General features: G+C 32.0%; 22 protein-coding genes and 1 other RNA gene. 10 read left to right on the forward strand and 13 right to left on the reverse strand.

Going from position 1 to position 21524, the window contains the following annotated elements:
* Position 1: 1 nt before the first annotated feature.
* Positions 2 to 907 (forward strand): Ppx/GppA phosphatase family protein, encoded by a 906-nt coding sequence (locus tag Q4Q34_RS16550; protein WP_303317528.1) that lies wholly within the window; start codon positions 2 to 4, stop codon positions 905 to 907.
* 101 nt (positions 908 to 1008) lie between these two features.
* On the forward strand, positions 1009 to 1536 hold the full coding sequence (locus Q4Q34_RS16555) for a porin family protein (protein ID WP_303317529.1): 528 nt from the start codon (positions 1009 to 1011) through the stop codon (positions 1534 to 1536).
* Here Q4Q34_RS16555 and miaE read toward each other — a convergent pair.
* The 3 genes from miaE to dnaX are packed head-to-tail and all read right to left on the reverse strand — an operon-like array spanning position 1533 to position 4430.
* The gene (gene miaE / locus Q4Q34_RS16560; RefSeq protein WP_303317530.1) at positions 1533 to 2114 is read right to left on the reverse strand and encodes a tRNA-(ms[2]io[6]A)-hydroxylase; all 582 of its coding nucleotides are present in this window, start codon (positions 2112 to 2114) and stop codon (positions 1533 to 1535) included. The two genes, Q4Q34_RS16555 and miaE, sit on opposite strands and share 4 nt — an antisense overlap.
* A 2-nt stretch (positions 2115 to 2116) precedes the next feature.
* Complete coding sequence (locus Q4Q34_RS16565; RefSeq protein WP_303317531.1) at positions 2117 to 2686, reverse strand: hypothetical protein; 570 nt, start codon at positions 2684 to 2686, stop codon at positions 2117 to 2119.
* A gap of 10 nt (positions 2687 to 2696) precedes the next feature.
* A complete protein-coding gene (gene dnaX / locus Q4Q34_RS16570; RefSeq protein WP_303317532.1) occupies positions 2697 to 4430 on the reverse strand; it encodes a DNA polymerase III subunit gamma/tau in 1734 nt (577 codons plus the stop codon).
* Between the two features lie 325 nt (positions 4431 to 4755).
* Here dnaX and rnpB point away from each other — a divergent pair.
* Positions 4756 to 5074: RNase P RNA component class A (rnpB, locus tag Q4Q34_RS16575), an RNA gene on the forward strand.
* A 74-nt stretch (positions 5075 to 5148) separates the two neighbouring features.
* On the opposite strand, the gene Q4Q34_RS16580 is transcribed toward rnpB, so the two are convergent.
* From Q4Q34_RS16580 to Q4Q34_RS16600, 5 genes are all read right to left on the reverse strand, one after another.
* Complete coding sequence (locus Q4Q34_RS16580) at positions 5149 to 5895, reverse strand: hypothetical protein (protein ID WP_303317533.1); 747 nt, start codon at positions 5893 to 5895, stop codon at positions 5149 to 5151.
* A gap of 29 nt (positions 5896 to 5924) precedes the next feature.
* Positions 5925 to 6437 carry a nuclear transport factor 2-like protein gene (locus Q4Q34_RS16585; protein WP_303317534.1) on the reverse strand — a complete coding sequence of 171 codons (513 nt, stop codon included), beginning with the start codon at positions 6435 to 6437 and terminating at the stop codon, positions 5925 to 5927.
* A gap of 172 nt (positions 6438 to 6609) precedes the next feature.
* Complete coding sequence (rsmD, locus tag Q4Q34_RS16590) at positions 6610 to 7149, reverse strand: 16S rRNA (guanine(966)-N(2))-methyltransferase RsmD (RefSeq protein WP_303317535.1); 540 nt, start codon at positions 7147 to 7149, stop codon at positions 6610 to 6612.
* The gene (locus tag Q4Q34_RS16595) at positions 7149 to 7970 is read right to left on the reverse strand and encodes a DUF3822 family protein (protein WP_303317536.1); all 822 of its coding nucleotides are present in this window, start codon (positions 7968 to 7970) and stop codon (positions 7149 to 7151) included. The genes rsmD and Q4Q34_RS16595 overlap by 1 nt, the downstream gene beginning before the upstream one ends.
* Positions 7954 to 8691, reverse strand: coding sequence for a hypothetical protein (locus Q4Q34_RS16600; RefSeq protein ID WP_303317537.1), 738 nt, complete (start codon positions 8689 to 8691; stop codon positions 7954 to 7956). Before Q4Q34_RS16600 ends, Q4Q34_RS16595 begins: the two co-directional genes overlap by 17 nt.
* A gap of 120 nt (positions 8692 to 8811) precedes the next feature.
* Here Q4Q34_RS16600 and Q4Q34_RS16605 point away from each other — a divergent pair, with 120 nt between their 5' ends.
* From Q4Q34_RS16605 to Q4Q34_RS16630, 6 genes are all read left to right on the forward strand, one after another.
* Positions 8812 to 10239: an ATP-dependent DNA helicase gene (locus tag Q4Q34_RS16605; RefSeq protein ID WP_303317538.1), complete on the forward strand. Its 1428-nt coding sequence runs from the start codon at positions 8812 to 8814 to the stop codon at positions 10237 to 10239.
* 153 nt (positions 10240 to 10392) lie between these two features.
* Positions 10393 to 11121, forward strand: a complete 729-nt coding sequence (kdsB, locus tag Q4Q34_RS16610) for a 3-deoxy-manno-octulosonate cytidylyltransferase (protein WP_303317539.1) — start codon at positions 10393 to 10395, stop codon at positions 11119 to 11121.
* 207 nt (positions 11122 to 11328) lie between these two features.
* A complete protein-coding gene (locus tag Q4Q34_RS16615) occupies positions 11329 to 12033 on the forward strand; it encodes an HAD family hydrolase (protein WP_303317540.1) in 705 nt (234 codons plus the stop codon).
* The gene (locus tag Q4Q34_RS16620) at positions 12034 to 12651 is read left to right on the forward strand and encodes a CatA-like O-acetyltransferase (protein ID WP_303317541.1); all 618 of its coding nucleotides are present in this window, start codon (positions 12034 to 12036) and stop codon (positions 12649 to 12651) included.
* Between the two features lie 49 nt (positions 12652 to 12700).
* Entirely contained in the window at positions 12701 to 13783 is a 1083-nt protein-coding gene (locus Q4Q34_RS16625; protein WP_303317542.1) for an iron-containing alcohol dehydrogenase family protein, read from the forward strand.
* A 1-nt stretch (position 13784) separates the two neighbouring features.
* Positions 13785 to 14333 (forward strand): 1-acyl-sn-glycerol-3-phosphate acyltransferase, encoded by a 549-nt coding sequence (locus Q4Q34_RS16630; RefSeq protein ID WP_303317543.1) that lies wholly within the window; start codon positions 13785 to 13787, stop codon positions 14331 to 14333.
* A gap of 452 nt (positions 14334 to 14785) precedes the next feature.
* On the opposite strand, the gene Q4Q34_RS16635 is transcribed toward Q4Q34_RS16630, so the two are convergent.
* Positions 14786 to 17389, reverse strand: a complete 2604-nt coding sequence (locus tag Q4Q34_RS16635) for a zinc-dependent metalloprotease (protein WP_303317544.1) — start codon at positions 17387 to 17389, stop codon at positions 14786 to 14788.
* Between the two features lie 135 nt (positions 17390 to 17524).
* Between Q4Q34_RS16635 and Q4Q34_RS16640 the strand changes: the two genes are divergently transcribed.
* A complete protein-coding gene (locus Q4Q34_RS16640) occupies positions 17525 to 18253 on the forward strand; it encodes an NYN domain-containing protein (protein ID WP_303317545.1) in 729 nt (242 codons plus the stop codon).
* 146 nt (positions 18254 to 18399) lie between these two features.
* Here the strand turns inward: Q4Q34_RS16640 and Q4Q34_RS16645 are convergent, their stop codons facing one another.
* From Q4Q34_RS16645 to Q4Q34_RS16660, 4 genes are all read right to left on the reverse strand, one after another.
* Complete coding sequence (locus Q4Q34_RS16645; protein WP_303317546.1) at positions 18400 to 19392, reverse strand: Gfo/Idh/MocA family protein; 993 nt, start codon at positions 19390 to 19392, stop codon at positions 18400 to 18402.
* 21 nt (positions 19393 to 19413) lie between these two features.
* Positions 19414 to 20133 carry a YebC/PmpR family DNA-binding transcriptional regulator gene (locus Q4Q34_RS16650; protein ID WP_303317547.1) on the reverse strand — a complete coding sequence of 240 codons (720 nt, stop codon included), beginning with the start codon at positions 20131 to 20133 and terminating at the stop codon, positions 19414 to 19416.
* Between the two features lie 175 nt (positions 20134 to 20308).
* On the reverse strand, positions 20309 to 20602 hold the full coding sequence (locus Q4Q34_RS16655; protein ID WP_303317548.1) for a 4a-hydroxytetrahydrobiopterin dehydratase: 294 nt from the start codon (positions 20600 to 20602) through the stop codon (positions 20309 to 20311).
* A gap of 60 nt (positions 20603 to 20662) precedes the next feature.
* Positions 20663 to 21505, reverse strand: coding sequence for a sugar nucleotide-binding protein (locus Q4Q34_RS16660; RefSeq protein WP_303317549.1), 843 nt, complete (start codon positions 21503 to 21505; stop codon positions 20663 to 20665).
* Between the last annotated feature and the right edge of the window lie 19 nt (positions 21506 to 21524).

A 21524-nucleotide genomic window follows, 5' to 3' on the forward strand; every position in this document is an offset into this window, starting at 1 on the left:
TATGCTAAATATAAAGAAATTCGCAGCTATAGATATTGGTTCTAATGCTGTTAGGTTACTTATTTCAAATATAATTGAACAAAAGGGGAAACCTGTACAATTCAAGAAAAATTCATTAGTTCGTGTACCCATACGTTTAGGAGCCGATGTGTTTATAGAAAATAAAATTTCTAAGGAAAACACGCAACGCATTGTTGATACCATGGTTGCATTTAAATTGTTGATGAAATCTCATAAGGTAGTAAAATATAAAGCCTGTGCTACTTCTGCAATGCGAGAATCAAAAAATGGTAAAGAAGTGGTCGATTTAGTTTTAAAAGAATCAGGAATAAGTATAGATGTTATTAAAGGTAAGGAAGAAGCCGCTATTATAGCAGCAACCGATTTACATAAGTACATAGATAATAACAAGACCTATCTATATGTTGATGTTGGTGGTGGTAGCACTGAATTTACGGTAATACATAGAGGAAAACAAGTGGCTTCAAAGTCTTTTAAAATAGGTACTGTTAGACTTCTTAATGATATCGTTACAAAGGAATCATGGATAGAGCTAGAAGCGTGGATTGGTAGGCATGCAAAATCTTACCACAAAATTGAAGTTATTGGTTCTGGTGGAAATATTAATAAAATCTTTAAAATATCTGGTAAAGCTATTGGTAAACCGCTTACTTATTTCTATTTATCTTCATATTATCAGACATTACAAAGCTATTCTTATGAAGAACGTATCACAGAATTGGGTTTAAATCAAGATAGGGCAGATGTTATTATTCCTGCTATGCGAATTTACCTTTCTTCAATGAAATGGAGTGGGGCAAAAAACATTTATGTGCCAAAAATTGGTTTAGCTGATGGTATAATTAAAAGTATTTACTATGATACTGTTTCTAGCAATACACAGTAAAATTGTGCACTTCACCTTTTATAGTTGTCGTTTTTTAATTTTATAATATATATTCGTACCCAGTATAATTGCTTAAAATTATATCCCAAACCTAATTTATTATGAAAAAATTTTTACTGTTAGCAATCCTATTTAGTTTTTCAATTTATGGCTTTTCTCAAGATGTAAAATATGGTGTTAGAGGAGGTCTTAATATTTCAAACTTAGACTTCGATAATACTACTGGTGTCATAAATGAGCATAGGAATAGTATGTATATTGGTTTTTTTGCAAACATCGGTTTATCTAAAACAATCTCTGTAATGCCAGAAATACAGTTTTCTGCTGAAGGAGCCAATGCAGAACCTTTACATTTGGATTATATACAAGCGCCAATTTTCTTAAAGTTTAGATTGAGTGAAAAAATTCATATAGGAGCTGGACCACAGGTTGGGCTTAAAGTACACAAAGAAGAAGATGGTGTTAAGAATTTTGCTTATTCTGGTGTTGCCGGTGTAGAATATAAAATCAACTATGCCATATTTGCAGATGTACGATATACATATGGTTTCTCCAATATTTTTGACGACGATTTATTAGTTGAAGCCAAAAACTCAAATATACAAATAGGTATAGGTTATAAATTTTAACCGTGTATAGCTTCTGTATTGCCTAGGTTAGACATAATTTTCGCTTCATATTCAAGAAGTTGTTGCCATTTGGCATTAACTTCTTTTTTATTTCCATATTTACGGGCAAAACCTAAAAACATAGTGTAATGATTGGCTTCGCTAACCATTAAATTCCTGTAAAAGGTAGCCAATTCTTTATCTTGAAGCTCTTCTGAAAGTAATCTGAAACGTTCACAGCTTCTTGCTTCAATTAATGCAGCATATAGTAAACGATGTACTAGTTGCGTCGTTCTGCTACCTCCTTTAGGGAAGAATTTTACAAGCTGAATGACATAATCATCGCGCCTATCACGTCCAAGAACCCACCCTCGTTCAATAATTTTATCATGTACCATTTTAAAATGACTCATTTCCTCCTTTACTAAAGCTGTCATTTCTTGTACTAATTCCGTGTATTCCGGAAAGCTTACAATAAGGGAAATGGCTGTACTTGTTGCTTTTTGTTCGCAAAAAGCATGGTCTGTAAGTATTTCTTCAATATTTTTTTCTACAATGTTTACCCAACGTGGATCTGTTGGAAGTTTAAGTCCTAGCATTATTAAATAGTATTAGAAAAAATATGTACTTCTTCAATTTGTATGGTTCCAAATTCATCAATTTTAAGAGTGAAATCTTTGCATTTATCTGTATTTGGAACACAAAAAGAAGTATTTAAGCAAAGTGTGTTTTTATTAGAGGCCTCATGATCTACCCATACAAATTGCATAATGGCACTTGCCCAAAATGAAGCGTTCTCAAACTCATAAAAAAGTCTTTTGTTAATTAAGCTTTTATTGATAATAACATTGTCTTTTGATACAAGAAGCTGTGCTTCAAAATTTTTGTGATGAATTTTAGCTATAGAGTCATTTTTCAATGTTCTGGATTCTAAAACAAAATCATTTTCTAAAGAATGATAGCTCATTTTAATCTTAAACCCATTGCTTAAAATAGTATCTGTTTTAATTTCAGTATATGTTTTTGGAACAAACTTTATCTCTTCAGTAAAGGACTCTAAAAGTTTATTTTCTTTTAAAACTTCCGCGTTAGTTTTATATTTCCTTTCTCTACCATTGCAGCTTGTTAAGGTTATGATAGAAGTTAAAATAATAAAAATTAATATTCTCATTTTAAACAGTTTATATATCTAAATCGAAAGTCTTTCTTAATATATCAATATTAGAATTTTTCTCTTTTAATTTTTCAAACTTCTCCGCGGTAGTATAAGCATATTTTTTCTCCATGACTTCGTTTATACTAATCGATAAGCTAATGTCATAGTTGTTTAAAGACTTTCTAATATAAGCCAAAAGATCATATTGGTTACGTTCTACCTCAACCTTATTTGTGGCGTTTGGAAACTCTAAATAAACCGTTGTTTCTTTAACTTTTGGAGTATCTATAGACAATATTGAAGCTAAATTATGTTTCCCTTTACCTCTTATTATTTCGATATAAGTATTCCAAACATTTACAAGTTCTTTCTCAGTAAAACTTTCTTTAGGTAAATCTTCTTCTTCTATAACAACATCCATTTGTTTAATAAGATGTTCTTTTTTAGCTTTTATGCTACTTAATGAAAGACCAGAAGCTCGTTTGGTTTCTTTTTTTAAAATTATTGTTGGAGGCTCATTAACTTGAAAAGCTTTTATTTTATTTGAATAAGTTGATTCAGTCTTAGTATTTTCCTCTATTGAATTGTCGGCAACTGAATTATTTTGTTCTTGCTTAGGAGCTGTTACTGGAACAGGAGTAACCCCTTTCTTTTTAAAGTAAGAAGCTGGAATTATGTAATGTCTGCTATTTTTTTTTTCTCCATCAAAAGTGATAGAGGCAAGCTGCATTAAACATAACTCGATAAGTAAGCGCTGATTTTTGCTGGTTTTGTATTTGAGATCGCAATCGTTTGCTAGATTTATGCCTTGAAGGAGGAACTCTTGTGAAGCTTTTTTAGATTGTTCTAAGTATTTCGTTTTGGTTTGTTCTCCTACTTCTAGTAATTCGATAGTTTCAGGCGTTTTAGTTACTAATAAATCTCTAAAATGAGATGCTAATCCAGAGATATAATGATGTCCATCAAACCCTTTAGACAATGTATTATTGAATTGTAGTAGCAATTCCGGAATCTTATTTTCTAAAATTAAATCCGTACTTGTAAAATAGGTTTCGTAGTCAAGTACATTTAAATTCTCCGTAACTGCTTGCCTGGTTAGATTTTTACCCGAAAAACTTACCACTCTATCAAAAATAGATAGGGCGTCACGCATAGCACCATCTGCTTTTTGAGCTATAATATGTAACGCATCATCATCTGCAGTGACACCTTGTTCTTCTGCAATAAATTTTAAATATTCTTTAGCATCTTTTACGGTAATGCGTTTAAAATCGAAAATCTGACAACGCGATAAAATAGTTGGAATTATTTTATGTTTTTCAGTAGTTGCTAAAATAAAAATACAATGTTTAGGCGGTTCTTCCAATGTTTTAAGAAACGCGTTAAAAGCAGCTTGAGATAGCATATGTACCTCATCAATAATGTACACTTTGTATTTTCCAACCTGAGGTGGTATACGAACCTGATCTGTTAAACTCCTAATGTCATCAACAGAATTGTTTGAAGCTGCATCTAGTTCAAAAATATTAAATGCAAAATCTTCATCATTAGTTTCGGTACCATCACTGTTAATCATTTTAGCGAGAATACGCGCACAAGTTGTTTTACCTACACCACGAGGCCCTGTAAAGAGTAGGGCTTGAGCTAAATGGTTATTGTCTATTGCATTCAGTAAAGTATTTGTAATAGCCTGTTGTCCCACAACATCTTTAAATGTTTGTGGTCTATATTTTCTGGCTGATACTACAAAGTGTTCCAATTTTGCTGAATTTACCTGTATTAACTTGTTTTAATACTTAGCATTTATTTGATGCTGATTATAATGTTTAACAAAGTTAAAAATTCAACTTAAAATTAAAGATAAAGCACATAAAATTTAAAACGAGTTATTAACAAATTTCAAAAATAAGTCTACAAAGCAAAAGTATTTTAAAGTAAATGAATAGTTCTGCTTATTTTTTGATATTTAAAATTTCTTTATTGTAATTTTGCGCTTAAGTAGATTGCCTTATCGCTCTTGTGCTGAATTTGTTTCATAATCATTTTTTTATTGGCTATATAGTTGATTTGAAAAGGTACTGAAACAAGTTCAGTGCTGGGGAGGAAAGTCCGAACACCGTAGTGCAACATAGTGGTTAATTACCACCAGTCGTGAGGCTAGGAAAAGTGCAACAGAAAGTATGTACAGGTTATGCTGTAGTGAAATCAGGTAAACTCTATGTGGTGCAATGTCATGTAAACCAGTGTTTGAGGGCTGCACGCTCGATGCTGGAGGGTAGGCAGCTAAAGTATATTGGTAACAATATACTCAGATAAATGATAAGGTATTCTTGTGTTTGTTTTTAAGCAATTTTGAAACAAGTTCAGGATGAACAGAATTCGGCTTATAGATTTACTTGAATATAAATAAACCCTTTTCTATTATAGAAAAGGGTTTATCATTAAAAATAATTGGTTAGTAATAAATATATTTTAGATTATTTGGGAGAATAGGATAAATCTGGTCTCATTTCTCCACTATATTCTTCCATTCTTGATATATTGTTTAATACTTTACTAAACGTTTCCCAACGGTCCGGACCCAAAACGTCTTCATTAGCCTTGGCTTGTGTTGCTCCATCTATTTCATCTTTAGCAGCAACAGATACCAGATAATAGTTTTCCATGGCTCCAAATCCATTTCGGTATATACGGTAGTAATTTGTGGATCCTTTGCTTGCAAATAGTTCTTTAACGGCTTTCATGCCTTCTTTTACCTTTTTGGCATTTTTGGGTGCATAATACATATAAAACCATTTGCGGTAGTTTTTTCCTTCTATTGCTTCTTTAGAGCCGTTTGGCATATAGCTAAGTTCTTCATCATGTACTACGATGTAAGAGCCGTGCGAATTGTAGCATTTATCATAACGTTCAAACATTTCTCCAAATTTATCTCCCATTGCCTTTGCCATATCTGCCATTGGACGTTTATCTAATTCAGCAAAGTTTTCAATAGGAGTGATATAAAAATATCTAAAATCATTAGATACTGCCGTTACCCATTTGGTTTGTAAATTATGTTCTACAGAGGCAGCATGGAATTCTTTAGCAATTTTCTCATATTCCATCATTTTTGACGGTTTTACATTGTCTTGGTGTACCAGGAACATTTGTTGTGCTTGCGATAGGTTACATGTTAAGCATAAAATGAATGCTAGGATTAAAGTTGTTTTTAGTGCTTTCATAAATTTAATATTTGGTTAGTTAGTCGTTTTTATTCTTTTTCAGCTTCAGCTTTGGCTTTTGCAGCTGCTATGGCGGCAAATTCTTGGTTCATTGCCGTACCATCAAAATAAATGTGTTCTTCTATAATTTTCCCCTTATCGAATCGTACAGCTAAATGTACTGGTATCAATAATTCTTTATTATTTGCTGCAAATGTACCTTTGTGTGAAGCCCAGTAATAAACCCAGGTTTCATCATCTTTATCTAATACCATTTCTACGTATTCTTTATCATGATTAAAACCGTAGGTAGACATAGCACTAGTCATAGCTTTTAAGTCATCTAGTCTTTTTTCTGCTGTTATTGGTTTAATAGAATTAACAAATATTTTTGCAGTATCGGCAAAATGGCCTTTCCATGTGTCCCAGTCACCGGTTTCATAAGCTTTAATACCGGTTTTTAACGTTTCAATTTCAGTAGATTCAGCAAAATAGCGCTGTGTTTTTTTTTCGCAAGCAATTAAAATAATCACTGTAAATAGTAATAAAAGAAGTTTTTTCATTTCGTTTATGGTTTTAAAGTTAGTGTTAGCACTCAAACTAAGCCATAAGCAATTGTGGGAAAAGATATGCTTTTAGACTCTTAATATAGTAGGGTGTAGAGTCTGGGATTTTAAAGAATAGAATCTAAAGTACTGAAAAAAAAAGAATTAACAAAAAAAGGAGCGCACTGGTTTAGGCTATTTCAAAAAAACTAAACATATTACCACCATAACTTTTAGAATAACTATAATGATTTAGATTAGATAAATCTGTGTGTTTGGAGTGTTCAATAATTAGAATACCATCTTCCAATAACATGTTGTTTTGAAAAACCAATTCCGGTATTTTAGAAAATTGTTCTTCTGAAAAATTATAAGGAGGGTCTGCAAATACAACGTCAGTTTGTAAATTGGACTTTTCTAAAAATTTAAAAACATCACTTTTTATAGTATTTATAGGCATTTCAAAAGCTTCGGCAGTTTGGTTTATAAACTTAATACAGCCATAATCTTGATCTACACAAGTAATATTTTGGGTACCTCTTGATGCAAATTCATAACTTATATTACCAGTGCCAGCAAACAAATCTAAAACAGAGACCTCATCAAAATAAAACAGATTATTTAAAATATTGAATAAAGATTCTTTAGCCATATCTGTTGTTGGTCTCACCGGTAAATTTTTAGGTGCAACAATTTTTCTACTTTTATAAATACCAGAAATAATACGCATCAAAAACTTTTTATTAAAGTGAAATCTGAATGATTATACTTTGGGTTTTCATTATATGTATAGTTATCATTTCGATCACCAAAACTTATATTTCTTATATACTTATATGCAATTTGATATACATCATCGCTTTCTTTTATATCACCAATAAAAGCTACATTTAACGTTTCAGGATTTAAATTTAATTGCTCTGCAGTAAATAAAACATAATATATAAAGTCTTCTTTTGTAGTGTATTCAAATGTATTGTATAGTAATAGCTTACCTTTTTCTATAATTACTATTTCAAAATGATTTTTGCAAATGTTTAAATATGCTCTAGGGGTATTGGTGTTTTTCTCAATCTGTAAAATTTCTTCAATTAGGATAGTAGAAACATGTTTAAAAGTAAAAGCTCCAAATTTGTCATATATAAAATTATTAATATTTATATAGGGAACATAGACATTTACACTATCATTTAATACGATATCATCGTAGGTAATAAAATCCGATTTAAGAATTTTAGAATTAAATTTTAAATAATCAGCTAAACAGTCTTCTTCAAATAAGGGTTTAGGTACTAGTGTAGATAATTCATTATCATGAATTACACAGATGTTATTAAATGATTCCTGTAAATGTGATTCTGTATCGAAGATATTTTGACAACGGTCTAAAAGCTCTAAAGGCGTCAGTCTTTTGTTAAAATCGAAGTGCTTTAAGACAGAAATATTATTGGAATCTTTTTGCAGTATAGAAAAAGAAAGTCCACTCAAACTTATTTGAATGGACAATTCTAGATTCGTTAATTTATTAGTGTTTTTATTTAACTGCGTCATAATTTGTCGGCCAATTCCCGACAGTTTTAACTTCGTCCATAGAACCTACTACTAATTGATCTCCATTTACGCCATCAACCGAAACAATTTGGTTTTCTTGCATAAGAAGGTCCTTATTTTGGTCGAATAAAATAACATCCTTTTTAACAGAAGCTTCAAAAACAGGTATCTGTATATCGTTTTGTCCTATATATCCAGCTTGTAACTTAAATTTAGCGCCTTCTTTACCTACAGGAACATTCATCATGGATTTGTAACGATCAGAAGATTTAAATAATGAATCTTTAACAGAAACAAAACCTAAAGTATCAACTATAACAATCTCTTTAGTAGTGTCAACTCCATATAATTTGGTTAATTGTTCATCTATAACAGTAGAATCTCTACGTTGCGTAATAGTATATTGAGCGGTGTCTATAAATTTAATCAAGCTTTCAAAATTACCAGAAAATTTACCAGTTACTTGTTTATGAGCAAGTTGAGCATCTCTAATATCTATTAAACTTGTAATAACTTCTTTATAACGTTTGTTTTTAAGTTTATTAAATTGAATAGGCTCATAAATGGACATGTATGTTTGATAGCCTAGATAACCAATTAATAACCAAAGTACAATTGTTAAAACAGGTTTAAGTTTTGAAGGTATGAATTTGTCAACCAGCTTTACCAAGCCGATTGTAAGCAATATCACTGCTACTGCGATAAGAATAAATGTCAACATAGGATGTTCTATTAATTAAAAGTCTTTTCGCAAATCTACAATTTTTTTTTAACCGTAAAAACCTAAGAGAGTAAAAATCATTTCTATCTTTGAATAATTTTTAATTTGTCGAAACTTTAGATGACGTCATCAGAATTTTATTCCCTTATAAACCAGCAGTTCCCGTTTAAACCTACGTTAAAACAAAATATTGTTCTGCAACAGCTTTCAGAGTTTATTTTTAACAAAGCACCAAATTTACTTTATGTGCTAAAAGGTTATGCAGGTACAGGAAAGACTACAATTGTAGGGATTATTGTGACTAATTTATGGAAAGCTAAAAAAAGTGCTGTTTTAATGGCTCCAACAGGTAGAGCGGCTAAAGTTATTTCTAATTATTCGGGAAAAGAAGCATTTACCATTCATAAAAAAATATATTTCCCAAAGAAAGAAAAGGGTGGAGGTGTTAGATTTGTGTTACAACCCAATAAGCATAAAAACACCGTTTTTATAGTTGATGAAGCATCTATGATACCAGATACGCCAAGTGATTCAAAACTTTTTGAAAATGGCTCGTTACTTGATGATTTAATTCAATATGTGTATTCCGGTCATCATTGTAAATTACTTTTAATTGGTGACACGGCTCAATTACCACCAGTTAAGTTAGATATTAGCCCTGCTTTAAATGAAGATGCTCTTAGTTTAAATTACAACAAAGAAGTTACCAGAATGGAATTAGACGAAGTTGTGAGGCAAGGGCAGGATTCTGGGATTCTTGCCAATGCAACGGTATTACGTGAGGCCTTATCACATAGCGTTCATGATAGTTTTAAATTTGATTTGGCAGACTTTAAGGATATTGTTAGGTTAATAGATGGGCATGAGATTATGGATGCTATTAACGATGCTTATAGCGATTTAGGGAAGGAAGAAACGGCCATTATTGTGAGAAGTAATAAACGGGCTAATTTGTATAATCAACAAATACGTAATAGAATATTATTTAATGAAAGCGAACTCTCTGCTGGCGATTATTTAATGGTTGTTAAGAACAATTACTTTTGGATTAAGCCAACTACTGAAGCTGGTTTTATTGCAAATGGTGATATTATAGAAGTGCTTGAAATTTTTAGTATTCAGGAGCTTTACGGCTTCCGTTTTGCAGAAGTTAAAATACGTATGGTAGATTATCCGAAAATGAGACCTTTTGAAACGGTTTTACTTTTAGATACTATCGAAGCTGAAACACCATCTTTACCTTTCGAAGATTCTAATAAGTTATACCAAGAAGTTATGAAAGATTATGAAGATGAATCTAGTAAGTATAAAAAATTTATAAAAGTAAAGGGTAATAAACACTTTAATGCACTTCAAGTGAAGTTTTCTTATGCCATTACCTGTCATAAATCGCAAGGTGGACAATGGCACACCGTTTTTGTTGAGCAGCCTTATTTGCCAAATGGTATTGATAAAGACTATTTGCGTTGGTTGTATACCGCAGTAACCAGAGCTAAAGAAAAACTATATCTTATTGGTTTTAAAAATGAATTTTTTGAAGAAGATTAATTTTAGTAATCAGTAATCAGTGGTCAGTGGTCAGTGGTCGGTAGTCGGTAGTATTGTTTATAATTTTTATGTTGCCAAGAAAGTTTCAGCAATATAAAGGCAAAACCTAATGATAATTATTCTATTTTTGAATTAGATACTGAGCTTAATATTATGAAAATAATTTCAATGATTCCTGCGCGTTACAGTGCATCGCGATTTCCAGGAAAACTTATGCAAGACCTAGGGGGAAAAACGGTCATATTGCGTACATACGAAGCCACTGTAGCTACTAATTTGTTCGATGACGTCTTTGTCGTTACGGATAACAAAATTATTTATGACGAAATTGTAAATAATGGAGGTAAAGCCATAATGAGTAAGAAAGAACATGATTGTGGTAGCGATAGAATAGCAGAAGCTGTCGAATTTATGGATATAGATATTGTTATTAATGTTCAAGGAGACGAACCATTTACAGATAGAGAGTCGCTGGCAAAATTGATAGAAGTCTTTAAGGAAGACCATGATAAAAAAATTGATCTAGCGTCCTTAATGGTTCATATCACAGATTTGGATGAGATTAATAATCCAAACACTGTAAAGGTGATTGTAGACCAATCAAATTTCGCACTTTATTATTCTCGAAGCCCAATTCCTTATCCAAGAGAAAAAAATGTAGGTGTGAAATACTATAAGCATAAAGGCGTTTATGCTTTTAGAAAAGAAGCTATACTTGATTTTTACAAGTTACCCATGTTGCCATTAGAAGCTTCAGAAAAAATCGAGTGTATTCGTTATTTGGAATATGGAAAACGAATTAAAATGATAGAAACCGATATTGAAGGTGTTGAAATTGATACACCTGAAGATTTGGAACGCGCTAAAAAATTATGGAAATAGTTAGTGAACTCATCTTGACTTTTTGTTTTTAACCGAAAATGAGATAAAATTTGTTCAGATGAGGCATTTTTTGAAAGGCATAGCAGTGCTAAGCATAAAAAAAGTAACAAAATATGGGCGAATTTTAGCCATTTTTTAGGAAATAGAAAAAGTCAAGATGAGTTCAGTATTAAACTTGCTTTAGTAACTTAATTAAAAGACAATTAATTGATAAAAGAATACAACAATATAAAAGTGATTGGCTTTGATGCAGATGATACCCTTTGGGTGAATGAAACTTATTTTCGTGAGGCAGAAGAAGCATTTGGGAAATTATTATCAGACTATGAAACCCCAAATAAAATAGATCAGGAATTATTTAAAATGGAAATACGCAATTTACCTATATATGGATACGGGGTTAAAGCTTTTGTATTATCTATGGTTCAATCTGCTTTAGAATTGTCTAACTATAATGTACCTCATAAAACAATAGAAGAGATTCTTAATATTGGAAAAAGAATGCTTGAAAAGCCCGTAGAATTGCTTGATGGTGTTGAGGATGTTTTAAAAGTATTATCGAAAAAATATCGTTTAATACTTGCTACGAAGGGTGATTTATTAGATCAAGAACGCAAGTTAGAAAAGTCTGGCCTTACAAGTTATTTTCACCATATAGAAGTATTAAGCGATAAGCAAGAAATTAATTATTCTAAATTATTAAATCATTTAGAGGTTAAACCATCAGAGTTTTTAATGATAGGCAACTCTTTAAAATCTGATGTATTACCATTAGTGAATATTGGAGCTCATGCAGTCCATGTCCCTTTTCATACTACTTGGGCACATGAAGAAGTTACTGAAAAAGAGACAAACGGAAAGACTTATAAAACGATAAGTAGTTTACGAGATGTTATAAAATTATTAGAGTAGTTGAAAATTATAGATATAAATACCTGGAATAGAAAGCAGCATTACGAGCATTTTAGTAAGCTAAAAGACCCCTATTTTGCTGTAATAATTCCTTTTAATGTTACTAAAGCATATAAGTTTTCAAAAGAGAACAACAAAAGTTTTTTTGCGAAGTACTTACATGATTGTATGAAAGCGATAAATGTGGTTGATAATTTTAGATATAGAATAGAAGATGAAAACGTAGTGGATTATCATGTTATTCATGCATCAGCTACAATTATGAGATCTAATAAAACATTTGGCTTTTCATTTGTTGAATATAACGATGATTTGAATATTTTTGCAAAAAATATAGCAGAAGAAAAAGAAAGAATTGAAAATTCTACAGCATTATATCCACCTCAAAATGGATTAAACTGTATACACTGTTCTGCCATGCCCTGGCTTCATTTTTCAGGACATAAAGAACCTGTTTCTGGAGTATTGGAATCTGTACCAAAAATTGCATTTAGCAAAATAACTCAAATCAATGACGAATTAATTATGAATGTTTCTGTTAACGTAAACCACGCATTAGTTGATGGCTATCATATTGGTTTGTTTTCAGAAGAATATCAAAAATATTTAAACCAATAAAAATTTAAAATAAATACTATTTTTACCTTTTGTAAAAAAAATCTGTTAAATGAATTATAAAAACTTTCCAATGGTGCCAAGAGTTATTTTTGGCAGAGGTAGTTTCAATCAGTTAAACGAAATTTTGACCCCAAAACGTTTAAACATCAATGCGCCTTTTATTTATTTGGTAGATGATGTTTTCAAGAACAATTCTTGGTTAACTTCAAGAATACAATTATCATATGATGATAAGATTATTTTTATTTCTTCAAAAGAAGAACCAAAAACGTCTCAAGTAGATGAGCTGGTTGAAGACATTATTTTATTAACAAAAGAACGTCCGTCTGGAGTTATCGGAATAGGAGGCGGGACGCTTTTAGATCTGGCAAAGGCAGTTGCTATAATGCTAACTAATGAAGGCGAAGCTAAAGATTATCAGGGTTGGGATTTAGTTAAAAATGAAGGAATATATCATGTTGGTATTCCAACTATATCTGGTACAGGAGCCGAAGTTTCTAGAACAACGGTACTAACCGGACCACATAAAAAGCTAGGCATAAATTCGGATTTCACTCCATTTGATCAAGTTGTACTTGACTCAGAACTCACAAAAGATGTTCCAGTAGATCAATGGTTTTATACAGGAATGGATTGCTATATTCATTGTGTAGAGTCGTTAAATGGAACGTATTTAAATGCTTTTAGTAAAAGTTATGGTGATATGGCCTTAGACTTATGTAAAGAGATCTTTTTAAGTGACGATCTTTCAGAGGTTGAATCTCAAGAAAAATTAATGATGGCTTCCTGGCATGGCGGTATGAGTATTGTATATTCTCAGGTAGGTGTTGCTCATGCTATGAGTTACGGTTTATCTTACTTATTGGGTACAAAACATGGTATTGGTAATTGTATCGTTTTTGATCAGTTAGAAGAGTTTTATCCAGAAGGTGTAAAGCTTTTTAAACAAATGAAGGAAAAACATAATATTGAGTTACCCGTTGGTCTTTGTGCTAATTTGTCGGATGAGGAATTAAATATCATGATTGATATCTCGTTAAGTTTAGAACCTCTTTGGGAAAATGCCTTGGGGGAAAACTGGCAAAAAACAATAACTCGAGAAAAATTAAGAGCTCTTTATCAAAAAATGTAGTATGCAATGGCTAGCCAAATTTCTTTATTTTAAATTATTAGGATGGAAAGTTGTTGGCAATACGCAAGTATCTAAAACCTTAATTAAAAAAGCCATTATAATAACCGTACCACACACCAGTTGGCATGACTTTTATATTGCTGTTTTGTTACGTTCTGTATTAGACATAAAAACAAATTTTGTTGGTAAAAAAGAATTGTTTGTATTTCCAATAGGATGGTTTTTTAGAGCATTAGGAGGCATACCAATAGATAGGCATGCTAAAGAAAAAAAAGTAGATATAATTGCTAAATTATTTGAGACAAATGAAGAATTCCGGATGACTTTAGCACCAGAGGGAACTCGTAAAAAGGTTGATAAATGGCGTACAGGGTTTTATTACATAGCTAAAAAAGCTAAATTGCCTATTATAATGATTACACTTGATTTTGAAAATAAACAAAATAAAATTTCAGAACCTTTTTATCCTACAGATAATATGGAAGCTGATTTTAAGTTTATGCGTGATTATTTTATAGGTGTAAAAGGAAAGATAGTCGAATATTCTTGATATTTTTTGAATTTATACTGAATATGGCACAGAATTTGAATACTGTTTATTGTAGAAATGAAACATAAAGTAAACAATTCATTTGTTCCTAAAAAGAAACATTTTTACTCCATAGAACAAAAGCTACCTCATTATTTATGTGGTAGCTTTTTTGTTTGAAATATGTTTATAAGCGATTGGCTTCTAGGTTATGCTTGACCTGACATTGATATGACTTTAAGTACCCAATATACTGATTTAGTAGCTTGTCGCCTTGAGCGCAGTCGAAAGGTAATAAAAACCTGCAAGTTTAAATGGGTTTCGACTTTAGTTTATACTGAGCGCAGTCGAAGTACTCAGTATAAACTATAGCCGAAGTGCTCAATCTGATACGAAGAACATAATTTATTGATTTTTAGTAAAATAGATTCATATTTACATCATGCCAACTTAAGTTAAGCTAATAGTTTTAGTTACTTAACTTCTTTTAAAGCGTTATCAATAAGCGTTCTTAAGTGTTGTTTATGGGCTCTAGATGATATATTTCCTGTGTTAGAAGCCATGGTTTTAATGTTTTTCAAATTATATAGAGCCATAGACTTTGCATTATTGGTATATCTGCTGTTGTACTTTCCTGTAAACATATCAATAAGCATATTTGTATATTCCAGTTGTAAATTTTGCCTAAAAGAGTTTATGTTATAATAAATATCAGCTTTGAAAATAGCGCGGTTTAAGTCATTCATAAAAGTAGATAAACTATAGCTGTTACCATATAATTCTGAATCCGTAATTCTTTGTAGTGTATTAGGGTGTAATATATGATTTAGCACATTTTTTTGATACCCTAATATCTGCCTGTGAATCTTAGGATCCTCGGGAGTTCTAAAATCATACCCTCTTCTTTGCATTGCTAAATAATTATATAAATCATTAGGAGCATTAAAAGCATCAGGAGCAAACACATATTTACTTAAAGCAGCCATGGCTCTTTTTTGATCCGTTAAACTTACTGGTGTATAGGGTTGTTTTTCACCTTTTTGTTTGGCCATAGCTCTATCAACATAAACCCCGCCAATAAACCTTGAAATCACATTAGCAGCACTTCCTTTTTGTCCACTTAAGATATAATAGGCTTGCCTTAATTCTTGATAAGATTGGCCAGACTTAGTAAACTTATCCTTTATACCAGCCATCATAGTATTAATTGTTTCAAAACGATCAATAGAGTATTTAATTTGGTCGTTAGACATATCTCCAACCATAACTCTTGGGTCAATAGCTTTACCTGGAGCGCGCATATCATCAGCGTCATTACCAAAAATAAGCTCTGGTTTAGTAGATTGATCTAATAATGTTGTTTTTTCAAGCTTAGTTTTAAAAGGCGTATATCCAAATTGGATCGCCCAAACATCATAAGGCCCAACAGCCGTATCATAGTATTGTCCTTGCTTCGTTCTGTCTTTTGTGATGTTAATAGCGGCATAGTCCATCACTGAGCCTGTTAGGCATTTACCTTTAATAAAATCGGCGTCAGCTAATTGTTCAGGAGAGAATAATTGACTAGCTTTCATGTTATGGTTTAATCCTAGCGTGTGTCCAACTTCGTGCATAATTAAAGCTGTCATAGCTTCTTTTTTCATGCGTTTCATTTCTAAATCTGTCGCATTTGTAGCTTTTAACACCGCATTTCCGAAAAGTGTGTTTTCATGCATAACATGCCCTAAAGAACAATACATATTGTCATCTTCTTCAGTATTTGAATTCTCAAAAGTATCATGCAATGAAGCTAGATCAAATAATTTGTCGTACATCACTCTGTTGGTAAAATGTACATATTCTAGCATGATATCTGCTCCTAAAATCTGTCCGGTTTTTGGATTCACAAAACTTGGGCCATAACCTCCAAATGGTGGTTGAGGAGACGACGTCCAACGCAATACGTTATAATTTATATCTCCAGCATCCCAATTAGCATCATCTGGTTGAATTTTAACAGCCAAAGCGTTTTTAAATCCGGCTTTTTCAAAAGCTACATTCCACTGCAATACTGCTTTTTCTATGGTTTCTCTCCACTCTAGAGGCGTCGAATTCTCTATCCACCATGTAATAGGTTCAACAGGCTCAGAAATAACGGCATTTGGATCTTTCTTTTTTAAGTTCCAACGGTGTACTAAATCCCGATATGGTGTTGGGCTAGTTGATGTTTGATCGTCTACTTTGGTAGTAAAATAACCAACTCTAGGATCATCATATCTAATTTCATAATCGTTTTCTGGCATAGCTATTAAGCTGTGAAATACTTTGATACTAACATTTCTTCCATCTGCTAAAGCATTCGACCCTCTATTTAAAACAGAAGGGGATGAATATACATATTCTACTGCTAGATCCGTGTTATTATCATAATTACGAATCGCTTTTATTTTAGTCTTTGTTTTATTTAAATTTCCTAATTTAAAAGCTGTGGGAGGTCTTCCCGGGAAATTTGGTCGCTTGATTTGAGACAGGGTCTCAGCTAAAAATAGATTATCAGCCTTTATTAGATAAAGCCCCTTTTTTTTGTCATGACTTTCTATTTTTATACTTGCCATGTTTCCGTTACTAATATTAGCGTCCTTAGATTTTGAAAGTGCACTTTTCGGATCAAAGTAAAACGATGTGTTTTGTGTTATAAACTCAATCTTATTAAAATATTTTTCAATTTTAAATACTTTAGATCCTTTGTACGATCCTCTAATGATTCTTCCTGCATCCATCACACCATCCGCGATTTGACTAAAATAGATGTATTCTTTGTTTAGCTGCTTATCAGAAATGATCATTTGTATAGTTCCTGTTATAGTATCCTGATAAATAGGAAATAAGCCGTCAATTTTTTTGCTGGACTTAATGAGGGCCGCAATTGTTTTAGGTTTTTTCTTTGTCGGTCTTACAGGGCTTGCAGGTACTTCTACTTGATTTTTTTTCTTGCCTTTTTTTCTTTTTTGAGCTTGAGCGTTTTCAGTTACAGAGAAAAGCATCAACATTAAAACAAAGCAAATAAGCTTTGTTGCCTTTAAATTTCTAAGTGTCATATTATTATTTGTAATTGATCATGATAAAATTAAAAATAAAGAACTGCTTATATCCATATAAAATGTTAAAAGAAACCTAATGTTATATATTTTAAAAAGATTATAGTAGATAATATATTACTATCTTTAAGCATTATGATAAAAGACACTAAGATTGCCGTATTAATTGATGGAGATAATATTCCATCAAAGTATATTTCTGAAATGATGGAAGAAATAGCCAAATACGGAACACCAACAATAAAAAGAATTTATGGAGATTGGACAAAACCACATCTTTCTAAATGGAAAAGTATACTCCTTGAAAATGCTATTACACCCATTCAACAGTACGGTTATACTACGGGGAAGAATGCTACAGACTCAGCCATGATTATCGATGCGATGGATATTTTGTACTCTGAAAAAGTAAATGGCTTTTGTTTGGTGTCCTCTGATAGTGATTTTACCAAATTAGCAACACGATTACGAGAAGCTGGTATGCAGGTTTATGGCATGGGAGAAAAGAAAACACCTAATCCGTTTATTGTTGCTTGTGATAAATTTATTTATCTGGAGATTCTTAAAAAGGATCTTGAAAAAGATGATAAGGAAGGAAAATCTAAAAAAGATAATTTATATAATATTACCCCTAAGGTTATTAGGCTTCTTAAAAATTCGGTATCTGATGCTGCCGATGATGATGGTTGGGCATTTCTTGGTGATGTTGGCTCTTTAATATTAAAAAAGCAGCCTAATTTTGATTCTAGAAACTTTGGTTTTGATAAGTTAACGCCTCTTTTTAAATCGTTAAACAATTTTGAAATGGAGCAACGCGACCAGAGCAATGGGCGATTTAAATTAATTTATGTTAGGAATAAGTAAATCTAATTTTTTTCATTCCTGCGACTTGCCCGGAACTTGTTTCAGTAAGGCAGGAATCCACTTTGAATTTAAAATCATTGTTAAGCTATTATTTGTGAATTTGTAATAAACAATTACTAATAAAGAGATTCCTGCCTTCGCAGGAATTAATTCCCTAAGATTTTATCCATAACCCAACTCGTATGAAGTGCAGAGCTTCCAAGCGAAGGATGGGTATAGTTTTTTTTGATAAGCATGTCTCTCATACCTTCAACATGGTGAAGCTGTATATGTTTTGGGTTTTCTATTACTAACTCTTCACTTTTTGTCTCTCCGTTTAATATGATTGGATTGTCATGAAAAACAGAAAATTGAATCGTTCCTTTGCTTCCAAAAATTTGAACTTTATCGCAATGATCGTTGCAGCCAAAATTCCAACTACCAGCTCCGGTAATATCATTTTTATGTATCCAGCAAGCTGTTACAGCATCTTTCGACGTGTAAAAGTTTTGTTGATTGGCGCTTAAGCCATATGCATTTTTTATATCACCTAGTAGGTAAGTAAACAAATCGAGTCCATGGCTTGCTAAGTCATCAAAGTAACCACCCATTGCTATTTTTGAATCTGTTCTCCAATTGTATGATTTTGATTTATCCAAATCGCTAGCAGGTTTACTTAAATGCCAATCTATATGCCTAACATCTCCTATATACTTGTTTTCTAACCAATTTTTTATTTGATTAAATCGGGGTAATGATCTTCTGTAATAAGCAATAAATAACGGTAAATTTTTACTGTTGAAGGCATTGTATATTTCCAAGCTGTCTTCATAAGAGGGAGCCATAGGTTTTTCTATACAACAAATTTTTCCTGCGTTTGCAACTTTTATGGCATAAAGTTTATGTGTATCGGGAGGTGTTGCAATGTATATTGCATCAATTTCAACATCATTAATTAAATCATCGGCATTGGCATAAACCTTTTCTATGTTGTGTCTTTGCGCGTAGTCTTTAGCTTTGTTAAAATCACGTCGCATAACAGCAGCTAGTTTAAAACCTTCTGTTGCTTTGTAAGCAGGACCACTTTTTACTTCTGTTACGTTTCCACAGCCAATAATTCCCCATTTAATTGTTTTGTTAGAGTCTTGAGAATTGGACATGTGTTTTAAATAATTAAAAATTTATTCAGTACTCTCTTCCATGGTATGATATACGTTCTGTACATCATCATCTTCTTCAAGCTTTTCTAAAAGTTTTTCAACATCTGCTGTTTGCTCCGCGTTAAGTGGTTTTGTTACTTGTGGAATACGCTCAAAACCAGAAGATAAAATTTCAATTTCCCGAGTTTCTAATTCCGCTTGAATGGCTCCAAAACTTTCAAAAGGGGCATAAATTAATATACCATCTTCATCAGCGAAAACCTCTTCTGCACCAAAATCTATAAATTCCAATTCGATTTCTTCAGGGTCTAGACCTTCGGCATTGATTCTAAAATTGCAAGTATGATCAAACATAAAAACGACCGATCCAGATGTTCCCAAGCTACCATCACATTTATTAAAATAGCTACGAACATTGGCAACGGTACGTGTATTGTTATCGGTAGCAGTTTCAACTAAAATAGCGATTCCATGAGGTGCATATCCTTCAAAAATAACTTCTTTATAATCACCTTGGCTTTTATCACTTGCTTTTTTTATAGCACGTTCTACATTGTCTTTAGGCATATTAACTGCCTTGGCATTTTGTATAACGGCTCTTAAACGGGAATTACTAGCTGGGTCTGGGCCACCTTCTTTTACAGCCATAACAATGTCTTTACCAATGCGTGTAAAGGCTTTACTCATTGCAGACCAGCGTTTCATTTTTCTTGCTTTTCTAAATTCAAAAGCTCTTCCCATAATACTGATATTTTATTTTTATTTCCTCGAAGAAGGAAATCCCATTAATTTTTACTGGATATTATTTATATCGGCAAATTTAAAAAAATCTATTAATCAACATAATGGTTGTCGATTTTAATTTTTTTGAACCTATAATAACTGCTTACTAAATACTGATTATTTTAAAATGGCATTATTCTTCATCAGGCTCAACAATAGATTCTATAGCTTCAGCTAATTTAAAGTCTTTGTTGGTTACTCCTTTGGTATCATGGGTTGATAGCGAAATAGTAAGTACGTTATATGTATTAGACCAATCTGGATGGTGGTTTAATGCTTCACACTCGAAAGCAATTCGACTCATAGCACTAAAGCAGTCTTTAAAGTTTTCGAATTCAAATTCGGCGTGAATGGCATTATCATAATAATCCCAATCTGGAAAGTGTAATAATCGTTTTTCTATATCTTGTTCTGAAAGTTTACTCATAAGTATATGTTTATGTCCATGTAATTTTACTAATTTAAAGATTTCAGAGATTAAAATCAATTATAATTTTAATTCTGATAGGATTTGCTGACTTACAAGTTGTAAATGTTTGGGTAATAGGTTATACTTTGGTAATACGGCTAAATACCTATCGTCGTTAGTCGTATAAACATTTTTATAAGTTACTTTTTTGTTATGCCACTCGAAGGAATCGACAATTTCTTTTATAAAATCGTCATGATGCACTAAATCACTACTTCCCAAATGAAAAACGCCCGATTTATTTCTATTGATTATGTAATGAACTTGTTGTGTTACTTTTAAATCGTTCGTTACATTCATGATTAGATTTGGAAATACTTCTATAGGCTCTTTTTCTTTTATATGTTCTTGTATTTCCATTATTCTGGGAGATTGTGCTCCAAAAACCATTGGCAATCTTAAAATGGCGACTTGTTTTTTGGGCATGCGTAATAGCATGTTTTCAATTTTAATTTTAAAATGCCCGTAAATGCTATTGCTTAAGGTTTTATCGGTCTCGTAACTAGGGTATTTGCTATAGGCATCAAAAACATTCGCTGAGGATATAAAAATGAGCTTTATTTTATTTGTAAATACATATTCTGCCAGATGTTGATGTGCTACTAATTGAGCTGAAAAGTCACCGCGAATTGCCGAAATAACAATGGTAGGCCTAACGATTTCCAATATTTCATAAACATCATCTTCCTCAATATTATACTGAAAGAGGTGTTTGTTTTTTTCGTATTGTTTATTTGAAGTATTGTATGTTCCAAATGTTTTAAAATAGGAGCAGAGCTCTTTGTATATAGCTCCACCTAAAAAACCGCTAGCGCCTAATATTAAAATTCTATGTTTACTTTCTTTCTCCTGCCTCTTCATTTATAGAAATGCTTTTCTT

The sequence above is a fragment of the Flavivirga abyssicola genome (assembly GCF_030540775.2).
GTDB lineage: Bacteria > Bacteroidota > Bacteroidia > Flavobacteriales > Flavobacteriaceae > Flavivirga > Flavivirga abyssicola.